Annotated in this window: 32 protein-coding genes, 1 tRNA gene and 2 pseudogenes; 34 read left to right on the top strand and 1 reads right to left on the bottom strand. The window is 46.3% G+C overall.

Features of this window, described 5'->3' with window-relative positions:
- Positions 1-60 precede the first annotated feature (60 nt).
- From ACSU1N_RS02630 to ACSU1N_RS02465, 34 genes and pseudogenes are all read left to right on the top strand, one after another.
- Positions 61-906 (top strand): putative RNA uridine N3 methyltransferase, encoded by an 846-nt coding sequence (locus ACSU1N_RS02630; protein ID WP_440060065.1) that lies wholly within the window; start codon positions 61-63, stop codon positions 904-906.
- 83 nt (positions 907-989) lie between these two features.
- The gene (locus ACSU1N_RS02625) at positions 990-2,180 is read left to right on the top strand and encodes a 50S ribosomal protein L3 (RefSeq protein ID WP_440060064.1); all 1,191 of its coding nucleotides are present in this window, start codon (positions 990-992) and stop codon (positions 2,178-2,180) included.
- Between the two features lie 35 nt (positions 2,181-2,215).
- Complete coding sequence (gene rpl4p / locus ACSU1N_RS02620; protein WP_440060260.1) at positions 2,216-3,001, top strand: 50S ribosomal protein L4; 786 nt, start codon at positions 2,216-2,218, stop codon at positions 2,999-3,001.
- A complete protein-coding gene (locus ACSU1N_RS02615) occupies positions 2,998-3,270 on the top strand; it encodes a 50S ribosomal protein L23 (RefSeq protein WP_440060063.1) in 273 nt (90 codons plus the stop codon). The genes rpl4p and ACSU1N_RS02615 overlap by 4 nt, the downstream gene beginning before the upstream one ends.
- 10 nt (positions 3,271-3,280) lie before the next feature.
- Positions 3,281-3,997: a 50S ribosomal protein L2 gene (locus tag ACSU1N_RS02610; RefSeq protein WP_440060062.1), complete on the top strand. Its 717-nt coding sequence runs from the start codon at positions 3,281-3,283 to the stop codon at positions 3,995-3,997.
- Positions 3,998-4,049: 52 nt separating this feature from the next.
- Positions 4,050-4,991: an AAA family ATPase gene (locus ACSU1N_RS02605; RefSeq protein ID WP_440060061.1), complete on the top strand. Its 942-nt coding sequence runs from the start codon at positions 4,050-4,052 to the stop codon at positions 4,989-4,991.
- Entirely contained in the window at positions 4,960-6,798 is a 1,839-nt protein-coding gene (locus ACSU1N_RS02600) for a VWA domain-containing protein (protein WP_440060060.1), read from the top strand. Before ACSU1N_RS02605 ends, ACSU1N_RS02600 begins: the two co-directional genes overlap by 32 nt.
- Positions 6,799-6,839: 41 nt before the next feature.
- On the top strand, positions 6,840-7,277 hold the full coding sequence (locus tag ACSU1N_RS02595; RefSeq protein WP_440060059.1) for a 30S ribosomal protein S19: 438 nt from the start codon (positions 6,840-6,842) through the stop codon (positions 7,275-7,277).
- Between the two features lie 10 nt (positions 7,278-7,287).
- Positions 7,288-7,761 (top strand): 50S ribosomal protein L22, encoded by a 474-nt coding sequence (locus tag ACSU1N_RS02590; RefSeq protein WP_440060058.1) that lies wholly within the window; start codon positions 7,288-7,290, stop codon positions 7,759-7,761.
- Between the two features lie 2 nt (positions 7,762-7,763).
- Complete coding sequence (locus ACSU1N_RS02585; protein WP_440060057.1) at positions 7,764-8,456, top strand: 30S ribosomal protein S3; 693 nt, start codon at positions 7,764-7,766, stop codon at positions 8,454-8,456.
- Positions 8,443-8,709: a 50S ribosomal protein L29 gene (gene rpmC / locus ACSU1N_RS02580; RefSeq protein WP_440060056.1), complete on the top strand. Its 267-nt coding sequence runs from the start codon at positions 8,443-8,445 to the stop codon at positions 8,707-8,709. The genes ACSU1N_RS02585 and rpmC overlap by 14 nt, the downstream gene beginning before the upstream one ends.
- Positions 8,690-8,971, top strand: coding sequence for a ribonuclease P protein component 1 (locus ACSU1N_RS02575; RefSeq protein WP_440060055.1), 282 nt, complete (start codon positions 8,690-8,692; stop codon positions 8,969-8,971). The genes rpmC and ACSU1N_RS02575 overlap by 20 nt, the downstream gene beginning before the upstream one ends.
- 1 nt (position 8,972) lies before the next feature.
- Positions 8,973-9,323, top strand: coding sequence for a 30S ribosomal protein S17 (locus ACSU1N_RS02570; protein ID WP_440060054.1), 351 nt, complete (start codon positions 8,973-8,975; stop codon positions 9,321-9,323).
- Positions 9,323-9,751: a 50S ribosomal protein L14 gene (locus tag ACSU1N_RS02565; protein ID WP_440060053.1), complete on the top strand. Its 429-nt coding sequence runs from the start codon at positions 9,323-9,325 to the stop codon at positions 9,749-9,751. The genes ACSU1N_RS02570 and ACSU1N_RS02565 overlap by 1 nt, the downstream gene beginning before the upstream one ends.
- 10 nt (positions 9,752-9,761) lie before the next feature.
- Positions 9,762-10,136 carry a 50S ribosomal protein L24 gene (gene rplX, locus ACSU1N_RS02560; RefSeq protein ID WP_440060052.1) on the top strand — a complete coding sequence of 125 codons (375 nt, stop codon included), beginning with the start codon at positions 9,762-9,764 and terminating at the stop codon, positions 10,134-10,136.
- A 2-nt stretch (positions 10,137-10,138) separates the two neighbouring features.
- Complete coding sequence (locus tag ACSU1N_RS02555) at positions 10,139-10,894, top strand: 30S ribosomal protein S4e (protein ID WP_440060051.1); 756 nt, start codon at positions 10,139-10,141, stop codon at positions 10,892-10,894.
- A complete protein-coding gene (locus tag ACSU1N_RS02550) occupies positions 10,891-11,445 on the top strand; it encodes a 50S ribosomal protein L5 (RefSeq protein ID WP_440060050.1) in 555 nt (184 codons plus the stop codon). Before ACSU1N_RS02555 ends, ACSU1N_RS02550 begins: the two co-directional genes overlap by 4 nt.
- 8 nt (positions 11,446-11,453) lie before the next feature.
- Positions 11,454-11,618: a 30S ribosomal protein S14 gene (locus ACSU1N_RS02545; RefSeq protein ID WP_440060049.1), complete on the top strand. Its 165-nt coding sequence runs from the start codon at positions 11,454-11,456 to the stop codon at positions 11,616-11,618.
- 39 nt (positions 11,619-11,657) lie between these two features.
- The gene (locus ACSU1N_RS02540) at positions 11,658-12,059 is read left to right on the top strand and encodes a 30S ribosomal protein S8 (protein WP_440060048.1); all 402 of its coding nucleotides are present in this window, start codon (positions 11,658-11,660) and stop codon (positions 12,057-12,059) included.
- Positions 12,060-12,070: 11 nt separating this feature from the next.
- Positions 12,071-12,634, top strand: a complete 564-nt coding sequence (locus ACSU1N_RS02535; RefSeq protein WP_440060047.1) for a 50S ribosomal protein L6 — start codon at positions 12,071-12,073, stop codon at positions 12,632-12,634.
- A complete protein-coding gene (locus ACSU1N_RS02530; RefSeq protein ID WP_440060046.1) occupies positions 12,624-13,022 on the top strand; it encodes a 50S ribosomal protein L32e in 399 nt (132 codons plus the stop codon). The genes ACSU1N_RS02535 and ACSU1N_RS02530 overlap by 11 nt, the downstream gene beginning before the upstream one ends.
- Positions 13,023-13,027: 5 nt before the next feature.
- Complete coding sequence (locus ACSU1N_RS02525; RefSeq protein ID WP_440060045.1) at positions 13,028-13,480, top strand: 50S ribosomal protein L19e; 453 nt, start codon at positions 13,028-13,030, stop codon at positions 13,478-13,480.
- A gap of 9 nt (positions 13,481-13,489) precedes the next feature.
- A complete protein-coding gene (locus tag ACSU1N_RS02520) occupies positions 13,490-14,083 on the top strand; it encodes a 50S ribosomal protein L18 (RefSeq protein ID WP_440060044.1) in 594 nt (197 codons plus the stop codon).
- A gap of 1 nt (position 14,084) precedes the next feature.
- Positions 14,085-14,729 (top strand): 30S ribosomal protein S5, encoded by a 645-nt coding sequence (locus tag ACSU1N_RS02515; protein WP_440060043.1) that lies wholly within the window; start codon positions 14,085-14,087, stop codon positions 14,727-14,729.
- A gap of 11 nt (positions 14,730-14,740) precedes the next feature.
- Positions 14,741-15,217, top strand: coding sequence for a 50S ribosomal protein L30 (locus ACSU1N_RS02510; RefSeq protein WP_440060042.1), 477 nt, complete (start codon positions 14,741-14,743; stop codon positions 15,215-15,217).
- Between the two features lie 9 nt (positions 15,218-15,226).
- Complete coding sequence (locus ACSU1N_RS02505; RefSeq protein ID WP_440060041.1) at positions 15,227-15,676, top strand: uL15 family ribosomal protein; 450 nt, start codon at positions 15,227-15,229, stop codon at positions 15,674-15,676.
- Between the two features lie 87 nt (positions 15,677-15,763).
- Positions 15,764-17,200: a preprotein translocase subunit SecY gene (gene secY, locus ACSU1N_RS02500; RefSeq protein ID WP_440060040.1), complete on the top strand. Its 1,437-nt coding sequence runs from the start codon at positions 15,764-15,766 to the stop codon at positions 17,198-17,200.
- Positions 17,201-17,261: 61 nt separating this feature from the next.
- Positions 17,262-17,552: pseudogene (locus tag ACSU1N_RS02495) on the top strand (50S ribosomal protein L34e); the annotation flags it as partial.
- 55 nt (positions 17,553-17,607) lie between these two features.
- On the top strand, positions 17,608-18,159 hold the full coding sequence (gene cmk, locus ACSU1N_RS02490) for a (d)CMP kinase (RefSeq protein WP_440060039.1): 552 nt from the start codon (positions 17,608-17,610) through the stop codon (positions 18,157-18,159).
- A gap of 12 nt (positions 18,160-18,171) precedes the next feature.
- Entirely contained in the window at positions 18,172-18,462 is a 291-nt protein-coding gene (locus ACSU1N_RS02485) for a 50S ribosomal protein L14e (protein WP_440060038.1), read from the top strand.
- Positions 18,463-18,545: 83 nt separating this feature from the next.
- A complete protein-coding gene (locus tag ACSU1N_RS02480; protein ID WP_440060037.1) occupies positions 18,546-18,815 on the top strand; it encodes a tRNA pseudouridine synthase A in 270 nt (89 codons plus the stop codon).
- Positions 18,816-18,839: 24 nt separating this feature from the next.
- Positions 18,840-19,595 (top strand): annotated as a pseudogene (locus ACSU1N_RS02475) (RNA-guided pseudouridylation complex pseudouridine synthase subunit Cbf5); the annotation flags it as partial.
- A complete protein-coding gene (locus tag ACSU1N_RS02470; protein WP_440060036.1) occupies positions 19,580-20,182 on the top strand; it encodes a class I SAM-dependent methyltransferase in 603 nt (200 codons plus the stop codon). The pseudogene ACSU1N_RS02475 and the gene ACSU1N_RS02470, both read left to right, overlap by 16 nt.
- 197 nt (positions 20,183-20,379) lie before the next feature.
- A complete protein-coding gene (locus tag ACSU1N_RS02465; RefSeq protein WP_440060035.1) occupies positions 20,380-21,405 on the top strand; it encodes a hypothetical protein in 1,026 nt (341 codons plus the stop codon).
- A 121-nt stretch (positions 21,406-21,526) separates the two neighbouring features.
- Here ACSU1N_RS02465 and ACSU1N_RS02460 read toward each other — a convergent pair.
- Positions 21,527-21,602 (bottom strand) — tRNA-Gly (locus ACSU1N_RS02460).
- Positions 21,603-21,645: the final 43 nt, after the last annotated feature.

Raw genomic sequence — 21,645 nt, 5'->3', positions numbered from 1 at the left:
CTGAGAAAAAAGGTAAGGCAGAAGAGAAGGCTGAGAAGGGGAAAGAAAAGGGTAAATAGGTTGGAGCATGTTGTTAGAGTAGCCCTGCCGACAAGCATTCTCACAGTAGAGCCCCCGGGTCTGCCGAGATTCCTAAAAGCATATCAGATCCTTAGGTTTTCTTCAATCTTCGGCGTAGGAGAAGTTGTTTTCTTCAGAGAGTTCTCGACTCCTGAGAAATCGCATAGGAAGGCGGTAGATCTCCTCGACAAGGTCTGGAGATACTATGAGACACCGCCCTACCTTAGGAAGAAGCTAGTGCCGTTAGACGAAGACCTGAGATGGGTGGGTCTACTACCTCCTCTCCGGCTCGAAGCCTTTGAAGTGTCAAGGAATATCTACAAGGGGCAGGTTAGGCTAGGCTATATCGCGAAGGCTAAGAACGGTCTATGCGAGGCTGATATCGGTGTAGGGGAAAAATACGTTGTGAGAGGAGAATGTATTGAGGGAGTGCAACCTGTAAGAGTATTAGATCCGAAGGAGAAAATTGTAGAGGTAGCAAGCAGCACTCTCTACAACGGGCCTAGGCTGGAAGTTAAGCAGAGCCTTAGAGAGGTTATTGAAGCATATGTCGGTAGAGCGTTTATCCTGGCAACAGATAGGAAAGGCAGGGTGCCACGGCTTGATAGCGGGCTGGTTAGTAGACTAGGAGAGGATATCATTGTACTGTTTGGAGGCCCTAAACATGGTTTGTTTGAGATAGCGGTTGCAGAAGGCTTCAGCCTTCAATCTATGGTAGACGATGTATGGAATACCATCCCCGGTCAAAAGGTAGCGACTGTGAGAACAGAGGAAGCGCTTATTATAACTCTAGGATTGATCAATCTCGTACGCAGCATGTTTCCAGAGATGGGTAGCAGCCTCTAAAACAATCTATAAACAGAGAGCGTTAATAGTCAGCTTTAAAACCTTGGTAACATTTTACAATGTGTTAGCTTGGGGTATGCTTAATGGGTCATAGGAAGCTAGAAGCGCCGAGACACGGTAGCCTAGGGGTTAGGCCGCGTAAGAGAGCTAGCGAGCTGACAGTACGCGTTAGGACCTGGCCTTCAAAGACCTGGATAGAGGTTTTAGAAGAGAGGTATGGGAGCGAGGTTGCTAAACTCGGTGTTCCGAAACAACCAATCCCCCTAGCCTACCCGGTGTACAAGGCTGGCATGACACATGCGATAATCATCGAAGACAGGCCTAGAACCCCCTACTCGGGCAAGCCTGTATTCGTCCCGGTAACAATATTAGACGCCCCTCCTATAGTAGCCCTAGCTGTTAGGACGTATATTTCAGAGAATGGGGCTCTAAGGAGTATTGGAGAAGCCTGGAGGAGTCCTGTAGAAGCTGTTAGAGAAGTATTCGAGAAGTTCTACAAGGAAAACCCGTTCTTTACTGGAGTATCAGCTAAGGATATTATTAGGAAATACTTGTCCGGCCTTAGGAAGGTTAACCACGGCCTTGTGAAGCCAGACCCTGGCGGGGAATACGGTTTTAAGTTTATTGAGACAGACTTCGAGAGCAGGCTCAAAGAGATTATGAGAGAAGACGTGAGAGCCGTTAGCCTAATAGTATCTACTATCCCAGTGCTCTCAGGGATTGGGAAGAAGAAACCGGAATTATTCGAGATAAGGATAGGCGGGGGGAGTATTAGCGAGCAACTAAAATATGCTGAGAAAATAGTCGGCTCGTTCATAACCCCTAGGGATGTATTCCTTGAAGGGCAGTTAGTCGATGTAATAGGTGTTACCAAGGGCAAAGGGTTCCAGGGCGTGATAAAGAGGTTTGGTGTGAAAGAACTCCCAAGGTGGCATAAGCATAGGAAGGGCAGTAGGAAGATAGGTGCTAGGAGCCCTGGATTCGGAACTATGAGCGAGACTCCTCAAGCCGGCCAGACAGGGTTCCATAGGAGGACAGAGCTGAATAAGAGAATACTGAAGATTGGTTTGAACGGTTTAGAAGTCGTACCTAAAGGAGGCTTCCTCCACTACGGGCTTATTTACGGCCCCTATATCATGGTGAAAGGTAGTGTAATAGGTCCTGCTAAGAGAGTGCTAATACTAAGACACCCTGTTAGACCGCCTAGTGGATGGCTACCTATAAACCCGCCTCAGATAACCTATCTAAGCCTTGAGAGTAAGCAGGGTGTCTAGCCGTGACATGGACCCTCCTGGTCAAACCCTTGTCTATGGAGAGGAAGAAGGCTAAAGTGTACGATGAGAACGCTAACGTTATCGGAGAACTAGAGCTACCACTATTATTCATAGTCCCGGTGAGGGCAGACCTTATCAGGAGAGCGTTCCTAGCAGCTTTCACAGCAAGGCTGCAGCCTAAGGGCAGGGATCCAATGGCTGGTAGGAGGACTACAGCTTACAGCTGGGGAGTTGGCTACGGCCTAGCAAGGGTTCCGAGGAATCCTAACGGTAGGGCTCGTTTCGTGGTTAGCGCTAGAGGAGGCCATATAGCTTTCCCGCCTCGACCAGACAGGAGGATATGGGAGGATATTAATAAGAAAGAGAGAGCGTATGCTATAGCTAGCGCTATCGCAGCTACCGGTATAGTAGAATACGTTAGGAAAAGAGGACACGTCTTCAATACAGATACATTGCCTATAATAGTCGACGATAGAGTAGAGGAAGCGATAGACACAGCGAAGAAAGCTAGAGAATACTTGGAGAAACTAGGAGTATGGAGCGATATCGAGAGGAGTAGTGAGGGGACTGGGATCAGGTCGGGGAAGGGTAAGATGAGGGGTAGAAGGTATGTCGAGCCCAAGAGCATCCTGTTCGTAGTATCAAGCGTTGATAAACCTTTCGCAAGAGCTGTGAGAAACATGCCTGGGGTGGATGTAGCGACTCCGGGTACGTTAAGCATCCTGGATCTAGCGCCTGGAGGCGTACCAGGCAGGCTGACAGTGTATACTAAGAGTGCTCTCGAAGAATTGGCGAAGAAGTACGAGGTGTTAGTGTTTTGAGCGAGGTAGATAGATTAGCTAGGATTATTATAAGACCTGTCCACAGCGAGAAAGCCCTTATGCTAATAGATAAACAGAATACTCTAGTCTTCATCGTGGATAGAACCGCCAACAAAAAAGAGATTAAAGACGCTGTCGAGAAGCTCTTCAATGTTAAAGTAGTAAAAGTTAATACCCTGATTACCCCTAGAGGAGAGAAGAAGGCATACGTGAGATTATCTAGCGAGTTTAAAGCAAGCGACATAGCCGCCCAGCTAGGCTTACTGTGAGGTGCATGCTATGGGTAAGAGGATCCTGCCACAAAGGATGGGGAGAGGTTCACCTACATTCAGGAATCCAGGCCATTTAAAAGTAGCTCCAGCCAGGTACCCCCAGCTACCTCCGGATAAAACGTTGAAAGGCAAGATTACTGACCTAGTCCATGACCCGGGTAGGTGGGTTCCACTAGCTGAAATAGTGTTAGAGACTGGTGAGAAATTCTACGTGCCAGCGGTAGAAGGGATGTATGTAGGGCAAGTGATCGAGATAGGTCCAGACGCGAAAATCGAGAACGGTAATATACTCCCGGTTGGGAGGATACCTGAGGGTACTCAGGTAGCTAACATTGAGAAAACGCCTGGGGACGGGGGCAAATATGCTAGAGCGGGTGGTACGTACGCCGTGATAGTAGGTAGGAGCGGCGATAAAACACAGATCCAGTTGCCGAGCGGTAGGGTTATCGAAGTACCGAATAACGCTAGAGCTATGATAGGAGTGATCGCTGGGGGAGGCAGGGTTGAGAAACCGTTGATGAAAGCGGGCGCATCATACTATAAGTGGAAGGCTAAAGCCCATAAATGGCCTAAGGTACGCGGTCTAGCAATGAATCCTGTCTCACACCCGCATGGAGGAGGAAGACACGTAGGCAGGCCTACGACAGTAGCGAGGAATACGCCGCCAGGCAGGAAGGTCGGTCATATAGCAGCTAGGAGAACAGGTAGGAGGAAAGGCAAGTAACGTTATATAAACCCTGTTAACAGGTTTTTCTATTGTAAGGTCTAGATAAGGTATGGGTTTCGATAATAGCGAACCACCGGATCCTATAGTTAAAAAAGTCAAAGAGATCTATTCGCAAACGATCAGGAAATACCCGGTTGTCAGAAACCCGGCTGAAATGATAGAATACTTAAGGAATCATTTCAAACTACTCGTGAAACCCCACGTGGTATATATTACTGTAGCCGCATTCCTCAATAATAAACCGGTATTATTCGAGGGTCCTCCCGGTACGGGGAAAACCGAGATAGGTGAAGCAATCCTAAGCCTCTGGAGCGGTAAGTCTGCTTTCATCCTACCGTGTAGCGAGAACTATGATGAGTACAGGGTCATCGGCGACTTCCACCCTGCGATAGCTATGAGCAAGGGCTTCAACGAGGAGAGTTTTATACCGAGACCGCTGCTAGCAGCAATGATACTCGGGACAGGCGTATTAATTGACGAGATAAGGAGGAGTAGTGAGGAATTCCAGAATATGTTGCTCGATATAATAGATAAAAGGAGGATTATAATACCAGAGCTGAAGAAAGTTTACTACCAGAAAGACGACGGGTTCCAGATAATTATAACCAGCAACCCGTACGATATTGCTCAAGGAGAGCTCAGTGACGCATTCCTCAGGAGGGTTGTTAGAATAGAATTCAAGTATCCTACGGCCGAAGAAGAAATAGAGATCATAAAACTCAGGCTTGGAGACCTTGCCAAGAAACTCAGCGATGAAATAATAGAGGAAGCTATCTCAATAGTTAACAAATTGAGGCAGAAGGCTGTGTATAAACCGGGTATCTCGGATAGCGTGACGTGGATGACGCTGGCTTCTCTACTAGCTGATATAAGGGGTAAAGAGAGAGCTTCTCTCGAAGAACTCGCCGACGCGGGTAGAGTAGTATTATACAAAAACCCTGAAGACGAGGAGTTGGTTAATGAACTACTCCAGGTACGTAGGAGAAATTAGGGATCTAGAGGAGAAGATTCTAGCAGAGGTATTCGAGAGGATCAAGAACGGGCCCAAGCTCTCGACTAGGGAAGTAGTAGACTTGGTTAAGCTAAGGCTCACTCTAGAACTACTCCCTTACGAAAGTGAAGACTTTAAGAAGCAAGTTATCCAGGAACTATACAAAATCTATACCGGGAAACCAGAGGTGAAAGAAAAGTACACTGAATGGAGCTATACGCCTGATGTAAAGAAGATTAGAGAAGCCCTTAACGGTAGGAAACAAATCGTGTTGAGAGACCTACTGAGTAGTGAGAGCATAAGGGACAGGGTATTTTCATACGTATGGCTTAGGGCTCACGGTGTTCTACATAGGGGTAGTCGTGGGAGGCTCGATGTAAATACGAAGGCTCTGAATAGGGCTATTAAGAGTAATAGGCCTATCTACCCTAGCGATGTAATCAAGTTCTTGAAAGAAGTCCCGAGCAGGCTCTGGCCCTATATTCTAACCGAGGAATTCCTCAAGTCTATAGATGAGAGCTTGCTTATATCAGCTATCGAGACGTACTATGGTAAGAATAAGATAATAGATAGTAGGCTGAAAGAAGAATACCTTAATAGGATGACCAAAGACTCTAGTATTGCGAGTAACGGTCTGTATAAAGCTGGAAAAACAATATCTCATAAGAATATGCTTTCCGAGGTATTCGGCAGAATACAGGAGAGCGGACGTAGCCCCGAGGTTATTGCTTCGAAGATAGAAGACTACCCTTTAAACCTAAGGTGGAAGCTTGTATCAATGCTTTACAAAAGTAATCCAGGCTACCTGGATTTCCTAAACCCTATATCCATGGCTGTACTACCAAACCCGGAGAAGATTAGCGAAGTAGCAAAGAGTAAAGCATACCTAGGGGCATCTATAAAACATTACTTAACCTACCTGGCTACCGGTAAGAGTGCTGAGAAGGATCTAGCGTTATACTACGCTAGCAGGGTCAACCCCGGGCATCTAGAGGAGCGTTTGAGGATCCTACTCTATAGTATCTTAGGAGACGACCAGAAGAAGCTCCTCTACTCGGTCTCGAGGCTATACCCTGATGATACGATAGAGCTGATCTCTATGATAGTACGAGATGAGTATGGGGCGGGCGTATTAAACTATGAAGATATTAGGAAGGCCCTGGTTTTAGGCGTAAGAGTATTCGATGAGGTTAGGAAAGGCGTTAGAATCAGGGGTAGAAGGAGGAGAGCGTCTTCGGGTAGGCTGGATCTACGGTCTAGCCTGTATAATCTAATAAGGCTCAACTATAGGCTGGTATTCAGGAATATTCCTAGGAAGAGGAATATTACGGCGTTGATTGATGTAAGCGGTAGCATGTTAAGGTACAGTATTTGGACACTGATAGCTCTAGCAAGCATGATCGGATTCGTGGATAAAATAGTACTGTTCTGGGACGAGGTAGAAATGATAAAACCGCCTGCGAGGAAGACAGAGATAGTCGTCTACAGGTTCCTGAATAGAGTGTATAATCTAAGGTTTAGAGGCTATACGAATATAAGCAAAGCTCTCAGAGCCTCGAGGTTCCTATCTACTGGTAGGATAGTTGTCTTAGTATCCGACCTGCAGCAGACGGTAGAAGACGTTGAGCCCTGGGTGGAAGCTTCTAGACTTATCGATAAAGGGATACGGGTTATCGTCATAGCGCCTCCAAGGCACAATAGTAAGGTTTTGAAGAAGATGGAGAGTATTGGATGCGATGTACTAATAGTTAAAAACCCTAGCAAGATACCTATCTTGCTTAAAAGGAGGTTAAATATTAAAATATAGGCTTAGGGATCCCTGATTAGGATGCTTACAGGTGTATTAGATTGGCACTAGACCTAAAGGAGTTGCCGCCAGAGTGGAGGAAGTTTAGATATAGAGGTAGGAGTCTCGAAGAACTGCTTTCGATGCCTATGGATGAGTTGATAGAATTACTCCCGGCTAGAGCAAGGAGGAGTCTCAAGAGAGGTTTCACTAAGGCACAGATCAGGTTGCTGGCTAAAATAAGGAAGATAAGGCAGAACCCGGATCTTGCTAAGAAAACCGTTATAAAAACCCATGTCAGGGATATGATAATCCTACCTGAGATGGTCGGGCTTACTATTGCTGTGTACAATGGTAAGGAATTCGTCCCTGTGAAAATAACGCCAGAGATGATAGGTCACTACCTAGGCGAGTTCAGCCCTACTACGAAGAAAGTTGTACACGGAGAGCCGGGGTTAAAGGCTACAAGGAGCAGTATGTTTGTAGCATTGAAGACTTAGAGGTGTTTATATGCCTACATGGCATTACTCGGTCCAGTTAAGGGATGAGTCGAAGATCGCTAAAGCGGTTAGATACGATATACCGGTATCGATAAAATACATGCGTGAAGTAACCGCTGTATTAAGAGGTATGAAACTGAAGAAAGCCATTGAATTATTAGAAAACGTGATTAAACTGAAGGAGCCTATTCCCTTCAGGAGATATCATGGCAAAGTAAGTCATAAGAGGGGTTTGGCAGATAAATACGGGTGGCCTGCTGGAAGATATCCTGTTAAAGCAGCGAGATACCTCCTCGAACTACTAAGGAATGTCGAGGCGAATGCTGAGAATAAGGGTTTAGACGCTGACAGACTAGTGATAATCCATATCGCAGCCCATAAAGGAGTGACTTTAAAAAGATACATGCCCCGTGCATTCGGGAGGGCTACGCCTAAGTTCCGTAGGATGACTAATGTAGAAGTAATTGTTAAAGAGGTTGGTTGATTATGGTAGGCCCAAGGGTTAAACAGTATTTTATAAGCCTCGGCCTGAAGAAGACAATGATAGACCAGTTTCTAGCCAGTTACTTCATAGACGCTGGCTATGCTGGTGTAGAACTCTACAAGACCCCTACAGGTCACAGGGTTGTGATATACGCCGAATACCCTGGTAGGATAATCGGCCGCGGAGGCTCTGTCATAAGGAAGCTTACAGCTATACTCCAGACTAGGTTCGGTCTAGAAAACGTTAGTATAACAGTATCTCCTGTAACAGACCCTGACTTAAACGCAAGGGTTGTAGCCTACAGGATTGTGAGGGCTCTGGAGAAAGAGATACCCTACAGGAGGGTTATCATGGCTATGTTGAAGAGGATAATGGATGCTGGGGCCCTGGGGGCAGAGATAGTTATAAGCGGTAAGCTGAGGGGTGAGAGGGCTACGTACGAGAAGCTTAGAACCGGGAAGATCTATAAGGCTGGGGAGATAGTCGATTATATAGTTGATAGAGCTGTTGCGAAAACATTGCTAAAGCCGGGTATATACGGTGTAGAAGTAATTATTGTCAAACCCTCTATACCTCTACCAGACCAAGTAGAGTTTAAACAGTTGAAGCCTGAGGAGATACAGAGCCTTGTTCAAGAGTATGGGGCCGTAGAAGGATCCCAGCAGGTAGCGGGTGCTGGAAATGAAAGCGGATGAAATAAGAAAAATGCCTCCCGAGGAGAGGGTTAGGAAGCTTACAGAGCTAAGGCTAGAGTTGATGAAGCTTAGGATGCAGTCTAGGATCGGGACGCTTACGAATACGAGTAGGATAAGGAATATAAAGAGAGATATCGCTAGGATACTGACCGTTATACGTGAAGAAACACTGGCTTCTAAGAAGGCTGTTCTAGAAGAAGAGAAGAAAGTAGAAGCCGGAGGCGAGAGCCCTAGTGAAGGTAACAAGCAGTAACCTAGTATACCATGAGCTAATAGGGCTTAAGGTACGCCTACTATCCTATACTGATATGAAAATGACTGGTCTAGAAGGGAGGGTTGTAGACGAGACTTTGAAAACCCTGGTTATTGAAACCGTGGGCAAGAAGAGGGTTAGGGTTTTTAAGAGTAATGGAGTATTCGAATTTATACTCCCCAGCGGGGAGAAAGCGATTATAAAGGGGGATTTGATTTTAGGTAGACCAGCTGAAAGGCTTAAGAGGCTGGTGAGAAAGTAGTATGTCGAAAGTGAAAGTCAGGGATATCGGTATTAAAGGCATAGAGCCTCCGAGTGAGACGTGTAACGACCCTAAATGCCCCTGGCACGGGCATGTCAAGGTACGCGGGGTTATCCTAACAGGTGTTGTTAAAAGCGCTAAGATGCAGAGGACTGTTGTAGTCAGGCACGACTACTTATTCTATGTCCCTAAATACAAGAGGTATGAGAGGAGGCATAAGCATATTCACGCTCATCTACCTCCGTGTATAAAGGTTAGAGAAGGCGATGTCGTAATTATAGGCGAGACAAGGCCTTTGGCTAAGAGCGTTTCTTTTGTCGTCCTAGGCGTTGTTAAACGGGGTGGGGGGTAGTGGGAGCTAAGAGAGCTGTTGCAGGAAAACCTGCTTTCTCGAGGAGGAGGATTAACACTGGTCTCCAAGTCGGGTCTAGGGTTGTAGTCACGGATAACAGCGGCGCTAAGGAAGCTATGATAATAGGCGTCCCAGGCTACAAAGGTAGATTGAGGAGAGTTCCTCCAGCAGGAGTAGGGGATCTAGTAGTTGTAACAGTTAAGAAGGGTGCTCCTAGCGTTAGGAAACAGATTTTCAAAGCTATTATAGTAAGGCAGAAGAGGCCTTATAGAAGACCTAACGGTATGTGGGTAGCTTTCGAAGACAATGCCGTAGTCCTACTAACTCCTGAAGGAACACCAAAGGGCAGCGAGATAAGAGGGCCTATTGCGAGAGAAGCTGCTGAGAGATGGCCTCAGATAGCTAACCTAGCAACTATGATCGTGTAAGGTTGATAACATGGCTTTAACCCGGTCTAAGAAGCCTTCTAAACAACGTAAGGCTCTATTCAATCTACCACTCCACCTAAGGCATAAACTTCTCACAGCGAAGCTTAGTGACGAGCTAGTAGAGAAGTACGGTGTTAAAAGACTACCGGTTCGTAAAGGAGATACGGTTAAGATAATGAGAGGGGATTGGAAAGGTCATGAAGGGAAAGTTGTGGATGTAGACCTGAAGAGAGTTAGGATATTTGTTGAAGGAGTGCAGCTCAAGAAATCAGATGGTACTCTAGTATACTACCCTATCCACCCTAGCAAAGTTATGATTACCAAGCTCGATCTAAGCGATAAGTATAGGCTGAAGATCATCGAGAGAAGGAAGCATGGTGGTTGACGATGGCGGGATCTAGGCATTTGAAAGCTCTTGCAGCACCCTATTACTGGCCTATTTTAAGGAAAAAGCATAAATGGACTGTGAAGCCTTCGCCCGGTCCCCATCCGATCGAGTACTCGCTCCCACTGTTGATAGTAGTCAGAGACGTTTTCAAATACGCTGAGACAGGCAGGGAGGCTAGGAAGCTGATATCTGAAGGTAATTTCGAAATAGACGGACGTATTATACGAGACTATAAGTTCCCAGTAGGTTTCATGGACGTGTTACACATAATCCCTACAGACGAGTACTATAGGGTTCTACCTGTGCCAACTAAAGTAATAGGTTTCGTTAAGATCAGTAAGGAAGAAGCAGGTTTCAAACTCTGCAGGATCGAGAATAAGACTACCGTGAAAGGAGGGCATATCCAGCTTAATCTACACGACGGTAGGAACGTATTGATAAGAGTGAGCGACCCCAGTAACCCAGTCGAAGACATTTATGAAACCCTGGGGACTATCCAGCTCTCGCTGGGAGATAATAAAATAATGGATTACATCCCTCTCAGGGAGGAGAGCACCCTGGTCATAATATCGGGCGGTAGGAATGCCGGTAGGGTTGGGTTAGTGAAGAAGATTCACAGGGGTATGGGTGTGAAGAGGAGTATTGCTGTGGTAGAAGATAAGAACGGGAACCTATTCCAGACGAGCCTCAACTATGTTTTCCCAATAGGGAGAGACAAGCCCTTGATAACTCTACCCGAGGGTGCGTGGAAATGAGTTTGGTAAACGAAGAAAAGATTTTAGAAAAATGGAATAGTAATCCAATGCTTAAACCCAGGATAGTTAAAGTAACGGTTAATATCGCTGTAGGCTCGGCTACCGAGAGGCTTAGTAAAGCGATGAAAGTACTCGAGGAGCTTACAGGTGCTAAACCCGTCCCCAGGAGGGCTAAGAAGACTATTAGAGACTTCGGGATCAAGAAAGGGGAGAATATAGCCGCTATAGTTACACTCCGCGGGGAGAAAGCCATTAATTTCCTGAGGAAAGCGCTTGAAGCAGTAGGGTATAGGCTGAAAGCCTCTAGCTTCGACGAGTACGGTAATGTATGCTTCGGAGTCAAAGAGCATATCCACATACCCGGTGTTAAATACGATCCCGAGGTTGGTATTTTCGGAATGGATGTATGTATAACTATCGAGAGACCTGGCTATAGGGTTATGAGAAGGAGGAGGGCTAGAGGGAGGATCCCGAGGAGGCATAGGGTTACGAGAGAAGAGGCTATGCTACTCTTGAGGAAAGAGCTAGGAGTCGAGATAGTTCAAGAGTAGGTGGTGTAATGGGCAAGTACAGGCCTCCGAAAGACAGGAAGTATGGTAAAGGGAGTAGGAAATGCCAGAGATGCGGGTCTAGGGATGCTGTTATACAAGCATACGGATTATACTTGTGCCGTCAATGCTTTAGAGAACTCGCTTACTCTATAGGGTTTAGGAAATATGGTTAAAAGAACACTAAGAATGTCTTATGAGATGGGTGGTGTTTAATGGTTATGAACGACACACTTGCAAACGCGTTAGCAGCAATACAGAATGCTTCGATGAGAGCTAAGAGCGAGGTACTTATAATGCCAGCGTCTAAACTGATACTGAACGTTCTTAAAGTACTCCAGAGAGAAGGTTACATAGGCGAATTCGAGTATATTGACGACGGTAGATGGGGCAAGATTAAAGTCCAGCTACTAGGTAGAATCAATAAGATAGGTGTTATAAAACCTAGGTATAGCGTGAAATACCGTGACTTAGTAGAATTCCCCGATTGGCTGAAGAAGTATCTCCCGGCCTACAATATAGGGATATTGATAGTAAGTACTCCACAAGGGGTTATGAGCCATAAGGAAGCCGTCGAGAAACACTTAGGCGGAGTCCTACTAGCCTACGTCTACTAGGGGCTGGTACCATGCCTAAGCATGTTTATTATAATGTTGAAGTCCCAATCCCCGAGAACGTTAGCGTAGAAGTAGATGGATTGAAGGTCAGAGTAAAAGGCCCACTTGGAGAAATCGAACGGGATTTCAGCCACGCCATAGGAGTTATAATAAGACAGGAGAGCGGTAGAGTCGTTGTCGAAGGGTATAGGGTTGATAGGAAGAAGAAAGCGCTTATCGGTACGATAGCAGCTCATATTGAAAACATGATTACAGGTGTGACTAAAGGCTTCACATACAAGCTTAAGATAATCTACTCCCACTTCCCGATTACTGTACAGGTGGATGAGAAAAACGGTATAGTTAGGATAAAGAACTTCCTCGGCGAGAAAGCTGATAGGATAGCTAGGATCCATGGGAAGAATGTGAAAGTAAAAGTAGTAGGAGAAGACATAATAGTAACCGGAATAGATATTGAGGCCGTAGGCCAGACAGCTGCGAATATCGAGAGGGCTACAAAGATCCGTGAACTAGATAGGAGGATTTTTGTTGACGGTATATACATCTACGAGAGAGGTGTCGGCATTGAGAGATGACATCGACCGTTTGCTAGAGCTCAGGAAGAAGATTAAACAGAAAAAGCCGGAGTTCCTCAGATATCTGTGGTGGAAGAAGCCTAAGTTCGAGAACGACCCTAAGTGGCGTAGGCCTAAAGGGATCGATAACAAGGTGCGGAGGAAGCTGAAAGGATATCCGCCAATGGTATCAGTAGGCTACGGAGGTCCTGCCGAAGTAAGAAACTACCATCCCTCAGGGCTCCTACCTGTTGTCGTATCGACAATTGACGAACTCTCGAGATTAGACCCTTCGAAGAACATAATATATATAAGTAGTACAACAGGTCTTAGAAAGAAGATTGAGATATACAAGGAGGCTGTTGCGAAAGGGTTTAAAGTAGCTAACCCGCCTCTAGAAGCAAGGTGATTTTCATGAGTGATTTAAGCCTTCAGAAGAGGTTGGCTGCCGAGGTCCTAGGGGTGGGTGTATCAAGGATAAGGATAGACCCTTCGAGAATCAGCGATGTAGAAGACGCTATTACGAGAGAAGGGATCAGGAGGCTTATCAAGGAAGGGGCTATATATGTCGAGCCTGTCCACGGGAATACTGGTTACAGTAGTAAAGTCAGGAGAGAGCAGAGGAAGAAAGGTAGAAGGAGGGGGATGGGGAAGAGGAAGGGTAGGAAGAACGCGAGGCTAGATAGGAAAGAGCAGTGGATGAACAGGATTAGGAAGATCAGAAAGTACCTGAGGTACCTGAGGGATCACAAGATCATTGATCGCAAGACTTATAGGAGGCTTTATAGGCTTGCTAAAGGAGGGTATTTCAAATCGTTTAACACTCTTAGAACATACCTTGTAGAACAAGGTATACTGAAGAAATAGGCGGTGGATATGGCTAGAGGCCCGAAGTATAAAGTTCCTAGGAGGAGGAGAAGGGAGGGTAAAACCAATTACTATAAGAGGTATAAGATGATACTCTCGGGTAAGCCGAGGTTTGTAGTAAGGAAAACCCTAAACTATATATGGGCTCAGGTCGTAATTGCTAAACCGCAGGGAGATATCGTAGTAGCAGCAGCACACTCGAACGAGCTTGTTAAGAAATACGGGTGGAAGGGAGGGACGGCGAACACTCCGGCAGCGTATCTAACGGGTTTGCTAGCCGGGCTACGAGCCCTCCAGAAAGGGGTTAGGGAGGCAATACTAGACATAGGCTTACACCGCCCGACTAGAGGCGGAATAGTTTTCGCGGTGGCTAAAGGAGGGATTGATGCGGGTTTAAAAATCCCTGTCGGCGAAGAAATGTTCCCGAGCGAGGATAGGATTAGGGGGGTGCATATAGCTATCTGGTCTAAGATGCTTAGAGAGAAGGGTCTCGTAGAAAGGTATTTCTCTAGGTATCTAAGTAGGGGTTTGAACCCTGAGGAGCTACCTGCTCACTTCGATGAGGTGAAGAAGAAGATACTATTGGATTATGGAGGTGGGTGAGATGAGTATGAGTGCTGTCGATAAAAGTGCTCTAGAGAAATGGGTTCCTAGGACAAGAGTAGGGAAGATGGTTTTAGAAGGTAAGATAACCTCGCTCAAGGAGATATTCGACAAGAACCTCCCGTTACTCGAGCCGGAGATCGTAGATTACCTTTTGCCAAATCTAAAATACGAGAGGATAGATGCAACTCTTGTCCAGAAGATGACAGACGCAGGGAGGAGGACGAGGTTCAGGGTTGTAGTAGTCGTAGGAAACGAAGATGGTTTCGTTGGGATCGGGGTTGGTAAAGCGAAACAGTATGTTGAAGCATTGAATAAAGCTCTACGAGACGCCAAGCTTAATATAATACCTGTTAGGAGAGGTTGTGGCAGCTGGGAGTGCAGGTGTAGCGAGCCCCATAGCGTACCTTTCACAGTAGTCGGGAAGAGCGGTAGCGTCAGGATAGTTATAAAGCCTGCCCCAAAAGGCACTGGCTTAGTAGCTGGTGAGATCGCTAAGATAGTGCTGAGGATGGCTGGGATCAGGGACGCTTGGACAGAGACATTCGGTGAGACAAGGTCTTCTATCAACTTTGCTAAAGCCACGTGGGATGCTCTAAGGAATACGTATAGATTTGTTACACCACTAGACTGGCTGAGGGGCTAGGGTGTATTTAAATGCCCGAGCTATACGCTATAATAAGGCTGAGAGGCATACCTGATACACCGCCTGATGTCGAATATACTTTAAACCTGTTGAGGCTGAGGAGGAAATTCAATCTAGTCATATACCCGAAGGATCTGCCAGGTCTAGAAGGTATGTTAAAGAAGGTTAAAGACTGGGTTACATGGGGGGAGATAGATCTCGAGACCCTTGCCCTACTACTCGAGAAGAGGAGTAGGGCTGTCGGAAACGTAAAGCTCGATAATGATTTGTTGAAGAAGTATTTCAACGTGAATAGTTTCAGGGAGCTAGCTGAGAAAATAATGTCTGGGGAGGTAATCCTACACAAGCAGGAGCTGATTAAACCAGTTTTCCGCCTACACCCTCCTAGAGGAGGTTTTAAAGGAAGTATTAAAAGACCTGTTGGAGATCACGGTGAACTAGGTTATCGTGGTAAGGCTATTAATGATTTGATTAAAAGGATGCTATAGGGTGGTTTCATGGTTGTCAGGAAGAGGAAGAAGAGCAGGAAGCTAAGGGGTAGGACGCGTACTATGGGGTGGGGTAGGGTTGGTCAGCATAGGAAGAGCGGTAGCAGAGGTGGTTTCGGAGCAGTAGGTATGCATAAACATAAGTGGATATGGATGCTGAAGTACGCGCCTAACTGGTATGGTAAGCATGGTTTCACAAACCCGACTAGTGTGACAGGCAAGATAAGAGAGGTTAATGTAGGAGTCTTAGACGAGGCTGCTGATAAACTAGTGAGAGAAGGCAAGGCTAGCGTGGAGGGGGGCCTGGTAGTCATAGATGTGAGGAGCCTAGGCTTTAACAAAGTAACCGGGAAAGGACGTGTAACAAAGAGGCTCAAGGTTATAACAGAGTATATCACCGAGGCTGCTAAGAAGAAGATTGAGGAAGCCGGTGGAGTAGTGGAAGTTTTAAAACAATAGCATACGATTTTCTCTGGTTAAGCTTTAATAAGATACATTATATTTTATCAAGAGAGTACTGCTTGGAGCTAGAACTGGTGGGCTAGAGTGGGCGCTCTAGACGTAATGGCTAGGATCGCTGATTACATGCCGACTGCTAAGAAGCCGGATAGGAAGCCTTCTCTCTATGAGAGGCTGTTCTGGACTGCTATGGCACTAGTAGTATACCTGCTCCTAGCGAACACTCCTCTATACGGTATACCTATCCAGCCGGCTACGCAGCAACAGATACTGTTGATACAGGTTATTTTCGCTTCTAACAGAGGTACGTTGATGGAGCTTGGGATAGGCCCTATTGTTACAGCAGGCTTGATAATGCAGATCCTTGTAGGCGCTAAACTAATCGACTTGGACTTAACAGACCCTGATGACAGGAAGAAGTTTACAGCAGCCCAGAAGACCCTGGCTATCATACTCGCAGCTTTCGAAGCAGCAATGTACTCGCTTGCCTGTAGGTACTGGGTTGTTACAGGGCCAAACCCGTTTACAATGTGCTCTGCCTCGTGGCTGACCAGGGTTATCGTAGGCTTGGAGATTTTCGCCGGCGCATATATCGCTATACTATTAGACGAGATGATCCAGAAGGGGTGGGGGATTGGCTCGGGGGTTAGCCTATTTATACTAGCGGGGGTAGCTACTATTATATTCTGGAATATCTTCAGCCCTGTGGTAATCAACGGTACGGCTATAGGGCTCATACCCTATATTATCCAGGTGCTGAATACCAGGGGCAGCCTATCAAGCATCTTCATCAGGCCTGGTGGCAGGGATTTAGTCGGGCTTGTAGCGACTATTGTGGTAGCGATCCTAATAATATACCTGAGCGGTATGAAGGTAAATATCCCGATAACCATGCCTAGGCTTCAGTCTATTAAATCTAGAATCCCGCTACAGTTCCTCTATGTTTCCAACATCCCAGTTCTCTTCGTAGGGATATTATACGCTGACATACTTGTTTTCGCGTCATTGTTTAGGACTTATGGCGGAGGCGTTATACCACGGTGGCTTGTAGATACGTTGGCTACATATGACCAGAACGGTAACCTAGTCGGGGGCTTAGCCTACTATTTGAACTCTCCTCTCGGGGTATACAGTGCTTACGCAGACCCTGTTAAAACAGTTGTATACGCTATAACTCTCATAGGCCTCTCTATAGTATTCGGCTATATGTGGGTCGAGGTTTCAGGGTTGAACCCGGCTTCGCAAGCACAGCAGATCGTAGATAGCGGTCTTGAAGTACCAGGCCTTAGGAGGAATCCCAAGATATTGGAGAAAGTCCTAGAGAGGTATATACCACCTCTAACCGTCTTATCCAGTATAATAGTTGGTTTAATAGCAGCGATCTCCGACATCTTAGGAGTCTACGGGGGTGGGATGGGCTTGTTGCTAGCTATCGGCATAGTCCAGCAATACTATATGCTTATAGCATACGAGAGGGCTGTTGAAGGATACCCGTGGCTGAAGAGGTTGCTAGGCAGAGAGTAGTAGTATTTATAAAGCTGGGAGGTAATCATCATGATTACACAGATGCTTCCAGAGGGTTGCTTCAATGCCGAGGCCTATGTACAGAACTAGGAGCTGGAGGAGGGTTATTGTAAGAACTCCTGGAGGAGAAATCAAGATACACTACGAGAAGCGGAGGCCTTCGCCAGCCCGGTGCGCTATATGCGGCAGACCCCTCAACGGAGTCCCAAGGCTCAGGCCCAGCCAGCTTAGGAAGCTAGCTAAGACTGAGAAGAGGCCTGAGAGGATATACGGCGGCGTCATCTGCCCTAGTTGCCTAGCCAGGCTCTTGAGAAAATCTGTTAGAGCAATGGCATCGTCTGCAACATCTTAAACCGGTTTTATTCCACGAACATAGTTCCTAGAGTTACACACCCGGGTGCTAGCTATTGGTTAGGATCGCTGTAAGCGGACCGCCTGGTAGCGGTAAGACTACCCAGGCTAGGAAGATAGCTGAAGAATACTCTCTAGTCTACTACTCTGCCGGGAGCATATTCAGAGAGATAGCTAAGAGGAGAGGAGTTTCTATAGAAGAATTATCGTATATCGCGTTAAAAGACCCCTCTATCGATATAGAGATAGATAAGAAGACGTACCACCTCTCTCTCGAAGACAATATAGTGTTAGACGGACATCTAACAGCCTGGATCGCTAGCGACCTCGTCGATTTCAGAATATATATAACAGCCCCCCTCCACGTACGCGTAAGCAGGATAGCTGCTAGAGATAACAAACCCTATGAAGAAGCCCTGAGGGAAACAATTGTAAGAGAGAGTATACAGAAGAAGAGGTTTTTCGAATTCTACGGGATCGACGTAACAGACCTCTCAATATTCGACCTAGTGATAGATTCTTCTAACCTCAGCGTAGAAGAGACTTTCTTGGTTATTAAATCGAGTATAGACAAGTTTTTAAAAACGCGTAAAACCCGTATTCAATAAGAGGGGTTGGTTATGCCTGCTATAGAAATTGGAAGGGTGTGTGTTAAAGTAGCTGGTAGAGAAGCAGGTAGGAAGTGTGTTATAGTAGATATTATAGACGATACCTTTGTGCTAGTAACAGGGCCTAAGAGCCTGACCGGCGTTAAGAGGAGGAGAGTGAATATAAAACACATAGAACCTCTAGACAAGAAGATCTCTATTCAGAGAGGGGCTAGCGACGAAGAAGTCCTCAAAGCTATTGCCGAAGCAGGATTAACCGATTTCATGAGGGAAAGGGTTAAACCTACTCTGAAACCAGTCTAGACTCTCGCACCATCTAGAAGCATTATTTTTACACTGTTTTACACTATATTAGATACTAGCTAGCACCTTTAACAGGTGTCCTTATGGGTATTGTCGAGAAAGGGGTTTTATTCCTAGACCATATAACGGCTAGAGCAGGCTATAGAAACGACTGGATAGTAGTTAGAGAAGCCGATACATCACCCGACTACGGAAGGCTACCATACGAGAGGCCTATTAGAGAGCATATTGTCAACGGCGTTATAAACCTGGATAAGCCACCGGGGCCTACAAGCCACGAGGTGGTAGCATGGATTAAGAAGATATTCGGTCTAAGCAAGGCAGGGCACGGGGGTACCCTAGAGCCCCTCTAGGGGCGGGGATACCCCAAGGTCACAGGTGTCCTGCCGGTAGGTTTAGAGAATGCTACCAAGGTGATTGGGAATGTCATTCATACTGTTAAAGAATACGTGATGGTGTTACAGTTACACGCCGATGTAGATAGCGATAGGCTTGGGAAGGTTATCGAGTACTTCAGGGGGGAGATATACCAGAGGCCTCCCCTAAGGTCTAGCGTTAAACGCTCTCTTAGGACTAAGAAGATATACGAGCTAGAACTGCTTGAGCTAAGGGGAAGGTACGCGTTAATCCGCGTGCTCTCAGACCCCGGTACCTACATGAGGAAGCTAGCCCACGACATAGGGCTAATGCTAGGGGTCGGAGCCCATATGAGGGAGTTGAGGAGGACTCGGACAGGGCCCTTCAGAGAAGACGAGACATTGTTCACGATGCAAGAGGTTCTTGAAGCAGTAACCTTGTGGAAGGAGAAAGGCGACGAGAGGCTTCTTAGGAGGGTTGTCCAGCCAGTTGAAGTATCTGTGGTGCATTTACCGAAGATTATGATACTTGATACTGCTGTTGACGCGATAGCCCACGGCGCGAACCTAGCCGCGCCAGGAGTAGCTAGGATAACTAGTGATATACAGAAGGGTTCTACGGTAGCCCTCTTCACATTAAAAGGGGAGCTAGTAGCATTAGGAGTCTCCCAGTTCTCGTCAGAAGAGATCAAGGGTATGAGCAAAGGAATAGTGGTTAAGACAAAAAGGGTGTACATGCCTACAGGTGTTTACCCGCAGGCTTGGAAGAAGGGTTAGACGATTTGGCACACTATTATAAGAAGGGGGCGCCCGGGGAGAAGGTTCTAATCCCCTACGTCTTCAGAGGCCATACCCTCCAATTCGTATCCTACTCAAGCCTTTTCTCGAGTAGGAGGGTGGATGAAGGAACAGACCTCCTGTTGCAGAATATTAAAATCCCTTCCTCGGGGATAGTCCTCGACGTCGGCTGCGGGTATGGTGTTATAGGTATTTCTATCGCTAAAGCCGAGCCTAATATTAGGGTCTACATGGTTGACGTAAACCCTCTCGCGGTTAAGACATCGAGGTTGAACGCTAGATTAAACGGTGTAGAAGACAGGGTCCTAGTCTACCAGGGCGACTCCTACGAGCCTTTTAAAGGCTTGAAATTCAACGCGATATATTCTAACCCGCCTCTCTCAGCGGGAATGGATACTGTAAAGAAGATAGTTCTCGGGGCGGTAGACTACCTGGATAGAGGCGGATGGGCCCAGTTCGTTTTAGCTAAAGGAGGAGACATGATATATAATGAGGCCAGGAGCATCTATAGCCGGGTAGAAAGAGTTAGCAAGAAAGGGTACACGCTCCTGTATGTTGAACCGTGACTAATGCCTCCGGGGGTATACTTTAAGCCCGGTGAACGTGTCTGCTACCAGACCTCTATTAGCCAGGTTGATGTAATAGGTCTCCTCTACCTCCTCGCATTACTGCCTAGATGCGTACTGGAGGGAAGCCGGGTATGCTTGTTTAAAGCACCGGAATATTCATAAGGTTTATTTTACAAAAAATAAATGGGGGTGTAATGAATAAACCCGTTACAATCCTATCACTTTTTGCTATACTTGCTGTATCAGCACTCATTCTAACATACAATCAAGCGCTATTCTCTAGGAGCAGTGAACCAACAACCCCTGCGACAACGCTGACTACAATAATACCCGCTACTGCTACGACCACGACTACGACAACTACAACGACTCCGCCTGAAACCATGTTAACCCCTACGACGACACCGCCTGCTACAACAACTACTACAACTACCACCTGGTATGTCGAATTAGGAAAATACAGTGGTTGGAAAGGGGTTGAAAGCATGGTTACCCCTCTAGACGAGTATGCGAAAAGCGTTCTAGGAGCTGGTGCTACATTCGATTTACTATGGCCTTACGCAGATTCCCAGAACCCCTTTAGAGACGCAGTAGATAGAGGGGTTGGGGTAGCTATTATAACTATTTTATCTATCAAAAACATCTCCCGCTACGACATCTATGCACATGTTGTCTACAATGCTAGGATCGACCGGGTGATCGTTAAACCAGTTAATACTATAACACCTCCTCCTGAAACGGTTTGTATTAAGAACCCGGAAATATGCGAGCTAGCTAGGAATCAGAGTAGAGTCGTCGACAACCTAATATCTACGATTAGAGAAAGCAATGTAATCGATTTATCGGTGCCTGCTTTCATCGCCAGAGACTCCACTGGTAAAACAGAGTTGACGATAAGCGATATAGCATCGCCGTTTCCACTGCTAGAACCAGGGTATCAATACCTAGTATTTATCACACCCGAGTTAGATGGTATCCATATCTACTACGACTATGTCTGGGGTCCCTGGGCATACCTGGTTCAGGATGGAAAAGTATATAGCCTCAACTATATCAAGCCACCGGCTAATGTGAGCTTAGACCCTACAAGACTATTTAGTGGCAGTACACTCATTTACTGGAAGCCCTACCCCTACGAACAGCTTAGGGAAATAGCTGTAGGGAAGCTTAGTGCTAGCGGTGAACCTCTCGAAAACTTTGTCTCAAGAATAACGGGTTAGCGTAACCCTATATCGTCTCCTACCCTTTCCAATAGTTGTAATAGGCAATTGCATGACCCTTGTATGCGCTGGCCCTAATCCTAGCCTCCGGGTGGAGAATATAAACTGTTAAAAATGTTTATGCGGCGGCCGGGATTTGAACCCGGGATCTCCGGCTTGGGGGGCCGGCGTCCTAATCCAGGCTAGACGACCGCCGCGTCTAATAAATATGGTTTATTGAGCCAGTTTTATAAACTTCAC

Source organism: Thermogladius sp. 4427co (assembly GCF_051933805.1).
Taxonomy (GTDB): Archaea; Thermoproteota; Thermoprotei_A; order Sulfolobales; family Desulfurococcaceae; genus Thermogladius.
This window is presented reverse-complemented; position numbering and strand designations above follow the sequence as displayed.